The sequence below is a fragment of the Actinophytocola sp. genome (assembly GCF_035634895.1).
Lineage (GTDB): Bacteria > Actinomycetota > Actinomycetes > Mycobacteriales > Pseudonocardiaceae > Actinophytocola.
On the sequence record NZ_DASQCC010000138.1, the window covers coordinates 102,442 to 112,576 of the forward strand.

Here is a 10,135-nt window from a genome sequence, read left to right on the forward strand (position 1 = left end):
GCCGGCCCCACGCTCAAGGAAATGCCCCCAACAGGAAATGCCCCCAATGGCTTGGCCTCCGGCCCCCGGTTCCACGCTACGGCACGGCACCGACAGTTCGGCCTTACCCACAGGCGCTCATCCACAGGCACCAGTTCTGTCGGTGCCCCATGGAACAATGGAACCGGGGGCCGGAGGCCACGCATCAATCCGCTTCCACCCAGTCGAAGGTCCGCGTCACCGCCTTCTTCCATTGGCCGTAGGTCCTGTCGCGGGCCACGTCGTCCATGGACGGGGTCCATTCCTTGTCCTTGGCCCAGTTGTTGCGGATGTCGTCCTCACCCGCCCAGAAACCCACCGCCAGGCCCGCCGCGTACGCCGCGCCCAGCGCTGTCGTCTCCGCGACCACAGGGCGGATCACCGGTACGCCAAGGATGTCCGCCTGGAACTGCATCAGCAGCTCGTTGCCGACCATGCCGCCGTCCACCTTCAGCGACTTCAGCGGCACGCCCGAGTCCGCGTTCATCGCGTCGATCACCTCGCGGGTCTGGAACGCCGTCGCCTCCAGGACCGCCCTGGCCAGGTGGCCCTTGTTCACGAAACGCGTCAGACCGACGATCGCGCCGCGGGCGTCGGACCGCCAGTACGGGGCGAACAAACCCGAGAACGCCGGCACGAAGTAGCACCCGCCGTTGTCCTCCACGGCCGCCGCCATCGCCTCGATCTCGGGCGCCGACGCGATCATGTCGAGGTTGTCGCGGAGCCACTGGACGAGTGAACCGGTTACCGCTATCGAGCCTTCCAGTGCGTACACCGGGTCATTGGTGCCGATCTTGTAGCAGACCGTCGTCAGCAGCCCGTTCTCCGACGCCACCTGCTCCGTGCCGGTGTTCAGCAGCACGAAGTTGCCTGTCCCGTAAGTGTTCTTGGCCTCCCCGACCGACAGGCACGCCTGGCCGAACGTCGCCGCCTGCTGGTCGCCCAGGATGCCGGCGATCGGCACGCCCGCCAGCGTGCCGCGCTCCCGGACCTTCCCGTACTCCTCCGACGACGACCTGATCTCGGGCAGCATGGACAGCGGGATGCCCATGTCCTCCGCGATCGACGAGTCCCACGACAGTGTCGACAGGTCCATGAGGAGCGTGCGGGACGCGTTGGTCGGGTCGGTCACGTGCACGCCGCCATCGGGCCCACCGGTCATGTTCCACAGCAGCCAGGTGTCCATGTTGCCGAACAGCAGCTCACCGGCCTCGGCACGGGCCCGCGCGCCCTCCACGTTGTCCAGGATCCAGCGGACCTTCGGACCCGAGAAGTACGTCGCGAGCGGCAGGCCGGTCTTCGCCTTGTACCGGTCCTGCCCGCCGCCGAGCGCCTCCAGCTCCGTGCAGATCCGGTCGGTTCGCGTGTCCTGCCAGACGATCGCGTTGTACACCGGCTTGCCGGTCGACTTCTCCCACACCACCGCGGTCTCGCGCTGGTTGGTGATGCCGACCGCCGCGATGTCCGTGGCGTTCAGGTCCGCCTTCGCGAGCGCACCGGCCGCCACCTCACGCGTGTTGCGCCAGATCTCCTCCGGGTCGTGCTCGACCCAGCCCGCCTTCGGAAAGATCTGCTCGTGTTCCTTCTGCTCGACCGACACGACCTCACCCGCATGGCTGAAGATCATGCAGCGGGTGGAGGTCGTGCCCTGGTCGATCGCGGCTACGTAGGTCATTCTCGTTGCCTCTCCTAGGAAGTCGGCAGAACCTGGTACAGGAGGCCGGCCAGCACGCCGCCGATGGCGGGGCCGGCGACCGGCACCCACGAGTAGTTCCACTCAGGACTGCCCTTGCCCCTGATCGGCAGCACGGCATAGGCGATGCGCGGTCCGAGGTCACGCGCCGGGTTGATGGCGTAGCCCGTCGGCCCACCGAGGGAGGCGCCGATCGAGATCACCACGAACGCCACCGCCGCGTAGCCGAGCGCGCCGTTGCCGAAGACCGGCACACCGCCGTCGCCGGCCTTGACGCCCGGGCTGAGCAGGATCCAGAAGACCAGCACGAACGTGCCGATGATCTCGGTGACGAGGTTCCAGGCGTAGTTCGGGATGAGCGGCCCGGTGCAGAAGATGCCCCGGGTGTTGGCCGGCTCGTCGTGCTCGTCGAACTGCAGCTTGTAGGCCAGCCACGCGAGCGTGGCGCCGAGGAACGCGCCGAGCAGCTGCCCGAGCAGGTAGGCGGGCACGTATCCCCAGCCGAAGTTGGACTGCCCGGTCGCGATCAGGCCGAGCGTGACCGCCGGGTTGAGGTGCGCGCCGGAGGGGTTGGCGATGCTCGCCCCGACGAACACCGCGAGACCCCAGCCGAAGTTGACGAGCAGCCAGCCGCCGTTGTTACCGAGGGTGTTCTTCAGTACGACGTTGGCGACGACACCGGCACCGAGCAGGATCAGCCCCGCCGTGCCGAGGAACTCCCAAAGAAATATCTCGCCGAAGTTCAGATCCACGACCACTCCTTCGCCGCTGAAGGGGAAGGCGGTTCGCCGGCAATAGGGTCCGGCGCCAGTGCCTACCCAGCTTTGGACGCTACGGCCGGCAAGGTCAACTTGTCCAGATATCGGGAGAGCGACCGGGCCGGTAGCGTGGTTGACGTTCACCGGGACTAGCGCGAGGAGGAGCCCGTGACAGCGGACACCAATGGCGGTCGGCTGGGCATCGCCGAGCGAGAGGAGGCCTGGCGGCGGCTGGGCGCGGAGAGTTTCGACCTCGTGGTCATCGGCGGCGGCGTGGTCGGCGTCGGCACCGCGCTGGACGCCGCGACCCGGGGCCTGCGCGTGGCGCTGGTCGAGGCCCGTGACCTGGCGTCCGGCACGTCGAGCCGGTCGTCGAAGCTCTTCCACGGTGGGCTGCGGTACCTGGAGCAGCTGGAGTTCGGGCTGGTGCGGGAGGCGCTGCGGGAGCGGGAGCTGATGCTCACCCGTCTGGCACCCCACCTGGTGAAGCCGGTGAGCTTCCTCTACCCGCTGACACGACGCATCTGGGAGCGCCCGTACACCGCCGCCGGCCTGTTCCTGTACGACAGGATGGGCGGCGCGCGGTCGGTGCCCGGCCAGAAACACCTGACGCGGGCCGGCGCGCTGCGGCTGGTGCCGGCACTGAAGCGGACCGCGCTGATCGGCGGCATCCGGTACTTCGACGCCCAGTCCGACGACGCGCGGCACACCATGACCGTGGCACGCACCGCCGCGCACTACGGTGCCGTGATTCGCACGTCGACGCAGGTCGTGGGCTTCGTCCGGGAGGCGGACCGGGTCTCGGGCGTGCGGGTCCGCGACGTGGAGGACGGGCGCGTCCAGGAGATCCAGGCCAACGCGGTGATCAACTGCACCGGTGTGTGGACCGACGAGCTGCAGAGCCTGTCCGGCTCCCGGGGCCGGTTCCGGGTACGTGCGTCGAAGGGCGTGCACATCGTCGTGCCGAGAGACCGGATCGTCTCCGAGTCGGGCCTGATCCTGCGAACGGAAAAATCCGTGCTTTTCGTCATTCCGTGGCGGAATCACTGGATCGTGGGAACAACGGACACGGACTGGCACCTGGACCTGGCCCACCCGGCCGCGACGAAGGCCGACATCGACTACATCCTGGAACACGTCAACTCGGTACTGGCCACCCCACTGACCCACGACGACATCGAGGGCGTGTACGCGGGTCTTCGGCCGCTGCTCGCGGGCGAGAGCGAGGAGACGTCCAAGCTGTCCCGCGAACACGCGGTGGCGCGGGTGTCCCCGGGCCTGGTCGCGATCGCGGGCGGCAAGTACACGACCTACCGGGTGATGGCGGCGGACGCGGTCGACGCGGCGTCGCCGGACCTGCCAGGCCGCCTGCAGCCGTCCATCACCGACAAGGTGCCGCTGTTGGGCGCGGACGGGTATCACGCTCTGGTGAACCAGGTCGACCAGCTGGGTGCGAAGCACGGGCTGCACCCGTACCGGGTGCGGCACCTGCTGGACAGGTACGGCTCACTGGTGCACGAGGTGCTGGCGTTGGCCGACGACCGGCCGGAACTGTTGCGTCCGCTGACGGCCGCCCCGGACTACCTGCAGGTGGAGATCGTGTACGCGGCCTCCCACGAGGGCGCACTGCACGTGGAGGACACCCTGGCGAGGCGAACCCGCATCTCGATCGAGTACCCGCACCGGGGCGTGGACTGCGTGGACCAGGCGGCGGCCCTGATGGGCGAGGTCCTGGGCTGGACCGAGGAGACGGTGGCGGAGGAGGTCAAGCTGTACAAGGCAAGGGTGGAAGCAGAGCGTGACTCCCAGACCCAACCGGACGACGAGGCCGCGGACGCCAGCCGGGGCGCGGCCCCCGAGGCGCGCCCAGCCCTGAGCGAACCGGAACCGGCAGGCTGACCGAAAGGGGCCCTCCGGGACGTCGAACGTCTCGAAGGGCCCCTTCGGCATGTCCATGGCTGGTGGGAGAACCGGCTCTTGCCGGCCGCACCCTCCCCCGGGCGCCCGGAAACCCTGGCACCCCGGGAGGAGACCTCAGCTCGAGGCCTCGGCCTCGTCGTGGTCCTCGCGCGTGCCGTTCTTCTGCGGCTTCCCGTTGCGGCGGCGAGCCGTCTGCCGGGGCAGCGTCGCCGGTGGCCGCGGCGGCGGCGTCCCCCCACCCATCATGAGCTCGGCGAACGTGGCCATGGCCTCGTCGAGGTGCCCGCCGATCCGCCGCTCCGACTCCTCGTTGCTCTTGTTCACGAGCGTGGTGACGGAGTCCGTGTCCGGCTGCTTGGTCAACGTGCCCTCGACCTTGGCGAGGCTCGCGGCCAGTGTCGTCCCCATGTCGGCGATCTTCTGCTGGAAGCCGTCCTCCACCGCGTCGAGGCGGGTCGTCATGCCGTCCAGCCGCCCGGTCACCTGCTCCAGCCGCACGGCCAGCTCCTCGAGCCGCTCGGTGCCGTCGACCGTCGTCTTGGTGTCGTCGATCGAGTCCTGCAGTGCCTTGCGGGACGCCTCGACCTTCATCGACAGGGACGTCGACTTCTGGTCGATGTTGGCGTGCAGGCCCTCGGCCGCCTCCGTCAGCTTGTTCTGGACCGCGTCGGACGCAGCGGCCACCGACTGCTGGGCGGCGTCCGAGGACGACGTCACCTGGGCGGTCACGCGGTCCGTGGACTCGGCCAGCGTCTGGCGCACGGTGTCGCGTGCCGCGTCCACCTGGGCGCCGACGCCCTCGACCTTGCCGCGCACGGTGTCGAGCTGGCCACGCACGCCCTTGTCCACCTCGTCCAGGCGGCCGCGGAGGTTGGTCTCCGTCGTCTCGGCGCGGTCGCGCAGGACCTGCTCGGCCGCGTCGACGCGCTCCTTCAACGGGACGGTCACGTTCATGGGCAGTGCGTCGAGCTTCGCGTCCTGCTTGTCCAGGTGCTTGTCGAGGCTCACGTCCAGCGCGTCGATGCGGCGGTGGATGTTGGCCAGCTTGTCCTCCAGGCCGTCCATCCGGCCCGCGACGCCCTCGAACCGGCCCGCCACCCCGTCGAGCCGACCGTCCAGCTGCGCGAACGGCGTCGCCAGCTTGTCCACGATGCCCTCGACGGCCCGGGCCAGCGCCGCGATCGCGGTGTCCTGCGCCTCCAGCCTGGAGATCGCGTCCTCGACCCGTGACGCCAGCGCCGTGACATCCGTGCGGTCCGGGATCTCGGACAGGCGCTTGCGCACCGCGCCGATGGACTCCAGCGGCGACAGCCTGGCGTGGATCTCGTCCAGTGTGTCGAAGATCTGCTGCTGTTCGCTCTCACGGATCTCGGCGGCGCGCACGAGCATGTTGCGCATCCGGTCGAACGACACCGTCGAGTTGTTGTTCTCGTTCACGGGGTGACCTTCGTCGTGGGAGGGGGCAGGGCCGACGTGGGGAGCCTAGCCACTGCCAGAACGCGCCCATACACCACCCGTTAGTTCCTTGCGGGGCTTGACACGGCAGTTTGGACCATATGGACGAAGGTTCTAGCGCGAATGCCACGGTCGGGTATGACCTTCCGTGGCGATTGGTTACTCGATCGATCGACATCACGCCCCGAGTACCGTTGCACCATGTCGAGCACGAACCCTGTTCCGGTGACCCCGGAGGCCATCCGCAGCGCCCCCAAAGTACTCCTCCATGATCACCTGGACGGTGGTCTCCGACCCGCCACGGTCATCGAGCTGGCCGACGCCGCCGGCTACCGCGACCTCCCCACCAGCGACGTAGACGAGCTGGGTCGATGGTTCACCGAGTCGGCCGACTCTGGGTCCCTCGTGCGCTACCTGGAGACGTTCGCGCACACCTGTGGGGTGATGCACTCCACCGAGGCGCTCGTCCGGGTGGCGGCGGAGTGCGCGGAGGACCTGGCCACGGACGGGGTCGTGTACGCCGAGGTTCGTTACGCCCCGGAGTTGTTCTGCGATAACGGTCTCAGTCTCGACACGATTGTCGAGGCCGTGCAGGAGGGCTTCCGGATCGGTACAGCGAAAGCGAAGGAGGCCGGCCACCGCATCCGGATCGGCACGCTGCTGTGCGCCATGCGCCAGAACGCGCGCTCGCTGGAGATCGCCGAACTGGCCGTCCGGCACCGCGACTCGGGGGTGGTCGGCTTCGACATCGCGGGCCCGGAGGCCGGGTTCCCGCCCACCCGCAACCTGGACGCGTTCGAGTACCTGCGCCAGCAGAACGCGCACTTCACCATCCACGCCGGCGAGGCGTTCGGCCTGCCGTCGATCTGGGAGGCCCTCCAGCACTGCGGCGCCGAGCGGCTCGGCCACGGTGTCCGGATCGTCGACGACATCAAGGTCGCCGACGACGGGTCGGTCCAGCTCGGCCGGCTCGCGAGCTACGTGCGGGACCGCCGCATCCCGCTGGAGATGTGCCCGTCGTCCAACGTGCAGACCGGCGCCGCGCCGTCGATCGCCCAGCACCCGATCGGGCTCCTGACCAGGCTGCGCTTCCGCGTGACGGTCAACACCGACAACCGGCTGATGTCGAACTGCCGGATGTCCACGGAGATGGCCGCCCTCGTCGACGCCTTCGGCTACGACTGGGCCGACCTGCGCTGGTTCACGATCAACGCCATGAAGTCCGCGTTCATCGGCTTCGACGAACGCCTGGCCATCATCAACGACATCATCAAACCGGGCTACGCAGCCCTCAACGCCTAACCGCGAGTCCCGCGTTCAAACACACCGAGTCCCGCGTTCAGACACATCGAGTTGCGGTTTCGTGCACCCGGTCCAGGCCAGGACCTGCACGAAAACGCAACTCGGTATGCGCGAACGCGGGACTCGCTATGGGTGAACGCGGGACTCGCGGGTTACTGGAGGTCCAGGCGTTCTTCGAAGTCTTCTACGAGCTTCTGCCAGGACTCGACCTCCGCGTCGAACGGCGGGCTCGGGGCCAGGCGGGTCGGGTCGGGCCGTAGGACGAAGGAGACCAGCCAGCCGAGGCTCTCCGACTGCGCCAGGGCCTCGGAGACGCTCTTGTCGCCCGCCCAGTCGGCGGCGTCGTTGAGCAGCTCCACGGCCAGGTCCAGCTGTACCGGGTCGACCGTGTCCGGGCCGTCGGCGATGTCGTCGGCCAGGCCCTGCAGCAGGTAGGTGTTGTCGGTCTCGACCTCGATCTCCAGGCTGCCGTCGGTCGCCTTGGCGGCCACGTCGTCCCAGGTCGACACCTCGGCGAGGTCGTTGTCCGTGCTGCCGTGCTGGGCGATGTGCTTGGCCAGCGCGCGCGTCGACCGGGTGACCGTGATCTTCCCCTTGGTGCCCAGGAAGATCGGCTCGTCGTCGAGGTAGCAGCGGAGCGTGTAGTACTCGGCCTCGGGCATGATGATCTTGATGGGGTCGATGCCCACCTCGCCCCAGAAGCCGACCGGCTCCGGCTCGACGTCCTCTTCTTCCTCTTCGTCCTCGTCCTCCGCGTCGAGGTCCTCCTCGTCGGCGTCGGACTCGACGTCGTCGGCGTCCTTTGTGGACTCCTCGTCCTCGGCGTCGTCGTCGGTGTCGACGTCGTCGGCGTCCTCGGCCTCCAGCGCGCTCTCCGCCTCGGCGGACTCCTTCTGGAACTCGGCCAGCTCGTCACTGGTCTCGTCCAGGGTCGCCTTGTCGACGTCCGGGGTGTAGACGACGTCGTCGATCGCGTCGAGGACCTCGTCCCAGCGCTCGGCGATGGTCTCCGCGAGGTCGGTCCACAGCTTCTCGCCCTCGCGGCCGGTGAAGGGGAACGTCCCCTGCTCCAGCACCGCGAAGCCGGCCGCCGAGTTCAGCACCTCGTGCACCTCGTCCAGCTCGCAGACGTCCGCGAGCGACCGGACGATCGAGATGATGTCCGCCAGCTCGCCGATCGTCCACGTGTCGGGCTCCTCGGCGACCAGTTCAGGCACGCCGACGAGGTCGTAGGTGTGATCCTCGTCCGGCAGCAGCTCGGGCACCGACAGCTGCGGCACGAGGTCCCACGCGGGGTGGTCGGCCAGGTCGTGCTCGTCCACCGTGCGCACGAACGCGGCGAGGTGGGCGGCGTCCGGGAACGCGTACAGGTCGTCCTCGTGACCGAGGAAGGCCTCCCACTCCTCGCCGTCTTCTCGCCAGCGCGGCGCCCACAGCGTGACGAGATCGCCCTGGGGCAGGCCGAGCTCGATCGAGACTATGTCCTGGGACATTGCTGGACCTCCAGTGAGGCAAATCCGTGGGCACTGCAAGAACCGGTGGGAAGCCTACGGGGTGGCAGGTGGGCGTTCGATCACCGGTCGGACCGTAACGAGGCCGGGTCGAACGTGTCGAGATCGAAATCCGCCGAAGAGCTCTCAGCTTCGCGCGCGAGCCGCTCGTCGCGCCGGGCCTGGAACTCCTCCGCGGTGATGCCGCCGTCGTCCTGCCGGCGGGCCGGGGTGGCCCGGCCGGACAGCTGTTCGAGCGCGTAGGTGAGGTCGTCGCCGAGCAGGCGCGCGACCTTGTTGTAGCCCGCCTGGGTGGCGTCGTCCATGGCCACGGCGGCGACCTTGACGATCAGCCGCGCGAGCCCGTCAGGCCCGTAACGTGCGGCTTCGGGCGCCAGCCAGAGGTTCAGCAGCTTGCCGCGGCCGTCGACGGTGACCTCGACGGTGCCGTTGCGGTCGTGCGCGGTGCCCCGGACGCCCGCCAGTATGGCGTCCACTTTGGACAATGCCTCCTGGCGGGCGCGGCCGTCCTCGATCAGCTGCCTGGTGTCGCGCTCGATCGGCTCGCGCTCGATCATCCGCGGCTCCCGCGCTGCTTGAGCGGGTCGGAGAAGTCGACCTCGGTCGCCTCGTCGTCGTCCACCGGGACGTAACCCAGCGACTCCAGATGTTTGTCGCCCTGTTCACCGAGCACGGGCGAGAGCGCCTTGTACATGTTGCTGCCGGCCCGGCGCGTGGCCCGGTCGGCGAGCGAGACGATGTTGCGGGCGAGCGTCTCCATGTCTCCCGACACCGCCGCCGGCGACAGCTTCAGGCCCGTGAGCAGGCCACCGGGGGCCACCTCGACCTCGATCCCACCGTCCGGCGACGCGGCGTGCCCGCTGATCCGGCCGACCCGCGCGACCTGCGCCCGCGCCTGCTCGTCGGCCTGCGCCACCGTGCGGTCCAACGCCGCCAGCTCGCGGTCGATGTCGATCACTGGTCCGCCTCCCCGGCAATTCCTGAGTGTGAGTCGCTTCCCGGCGCAGGACGCGGCTGTCGAGGTGGATTGTGGCCGAGCGGACTTCACGCGGAGATCCGGGCAGTCCGGCCGGTCAGCCCGTCGGGCGGTAGAAGCCGACGAACGGCATGCCCATGTTGGTCGTGCGCAGGGGGCTGATCTCGACCGGGTCGCCGGCCTCGATCATCTGGCCGTCGCCGATGTACATGGCCACGTGGCCCTGCCAGCACACCAGGTCGCCCGGCATCAGCTGGTCCGCGGAGGGGACCTCGGCGCCGATGTCCTGCTCGCCCGACGTGCGTGGGATGTCCAGGCCCGCCTCGCCGTACGCGTACTGGGTCAGGCCGCTGCAGTCCAGGCCGACACCGGGCGCGGTGCCGCCCCACACGTAGGGAACGCCCAGCTGGGTGAGCGCGGCACGGACCGCCTTCGCGGCGGTCTCGTTCGGGGCCATGACCGTGCTGCCGTCCGGCAGGTTGATCGCCACGCCGGTGCCCGG

General features: G+C 69.2%; 9 protein-coding genes. 2 read left to right on the forward strand and 7 right to left on the reverse strand.

All coding sequences use genetic code 11. The features are described from left to right. Nucleotides 1-184 precede the first annotated feature (184 nt). The gene (gene glpK, locus VET29_RS20130; protein WP_324922640.1) at nt 185-1,693 is read right to left on the reverse strand and encodes a glycerol kinase GlpK; all 1,509 of its coding nucleotides are present in this window, start codon (nt 1,691-1,693) and stop codon (nt 185-187) included. Nucleotides 1,694-1,707: 14 nt separating this feature from the next. After that, nucleotides 1,708-2,457 (reverse strand): MIP/aquaporin family protein, encoded by a 750-nt coding sequence (locus VET29_RS20135; protein WP_324922659.1) that lies wholly within the window; start codon nt 2,455-2,457, stop codon nt 1,708-1,710. Nucleotides 2,458-2,637: 180 nt separating this feature from the next. Between VET29_RS20135 and VET29_RS20140 the strand changes: the two genes are divergently transcribed. Continuing rightward, nucleotides 2,638-4,368: a glycerol-3-phosphate dehydrogenase/oxidase gene (locus VET29_RS20140; protein WP_324922642.1), complete on the forward strand. Its 1,731-nt coding sequence runs from the start codon at nt 2,638-2,640 to the stop codon at nt 4,366-4,368. 135 nt (nt 4,369-4,503) lie between these two features. Here the strand turns inward: VET29_RS20140 and VET29_RS20145 are convergent, their stop codons facing one another. After that, nucleotides 4,504-5,826: a hypothetical protein gene (locus tag VET29_RS20145; RefSeq protein WP_324922644.1), complete on the reverse strand. Its 1,323-nt coding sequence runs from the start codon at nt 5,824-5,826 to the stop codon at nt 4,504-4,506. 219 nt (nt 5,827-6,045) lie between these two features. Between VET29_RS20145 and VET29_RS20150 the strand changes: the two genes are divergently transcribed. Then, on the forward strand, nt 6,046-7,146 hold the full coding sequence (locus tag VET29_RS20150) for an adenosine deaminase (RefSeq protein ID WP_324922646.1): 1,101 nt from the start codon (nt 6,046-6,048) through the stop codon (nt 7,144-7,146). 152 nt (nt 7,147-7,298) lie between these two features. On the opposite strand, the gene VET29_RS20155 is transcribed toward VET29_RS20150, so the two are convergent. The 4 genes from VET29_RS20155 to VET29_RS20170 form a co-directional block, all read right to left on the reverse strand. Then, entirely contained in the window at nt 7,299-8,639 is a 1,341-nt protein-coding gene (locus VET29_RS20155; protein WP_324922649.1) for a primosomal protein, read from the reverse strand. A gap of 80 nt (nt 8,640-8,719) precedes the next feature. After that, nucleotides 8,720-9,214 carry a YbaB/EbfC family nucleoid-associated protein gene (locus VET29_RS20160; RefSeq protein WP_324922651.1) on the reverse strand — a complete coding sequence of 165 codons (495 nt, stop codon included), beginning with the start codon at nt 9,212-9,214 and terminating at the stop codon, nt 8,720-8,722. Next, on the reverse strand, nt 9,211-9,615 hold the full coding sequence (locus VET29_RS20165) for a YbaB/EbfC family nucleoid-associated protein (protein ID WP_324922653.1): 405 nt from the start codon (nt 9,613-9,615) through the stop codon (nt 9,211-9,213). The genes VET29_RS20160 and VET29_RS20165 overlap by 4 nt, the downstream gene beginning before the upstream one ends. A gap of 115 nt (nt 9,616-9,730) precedes the next feature. Next, the coding region (locus tag VET29_RS20170; protein WP_324922656.1) for a C40 family peptidase at nt 9,731-10,135 on the reverse strand (405 nt) is incomplete at its 5' end.

Coding starts and splice junctions, on each gene's coding strand:
- VET29_RS20155 (WP_324922649.1), bottom strand. CDS start 8,639: ATGTCCCAGGACATAGTCTCGATCGAGCTCGGCCTGCCCCAGGGCGAT.
- VET29_RS20150 (WP_324922646.1), top strand. CDS start 6,046: ATGTCGAGCACGAACCCTGTTCCGGTGACCCCGGAGGCCATCCGCAGC.
- glpK (WP_324922640.1), bottom strand. CDS start 1,693: ATGACCTACGTAGCCGCGATCGACCAGGGCACGACCTCCACCCGCTGC.
- VET29_RS20160 (WP_324922651.1), bottom strand. CDS start 9,214: ATGATCGAGCGCGAGCCGATCGAGCGCGACACCAGGCAGCTGATCGAG.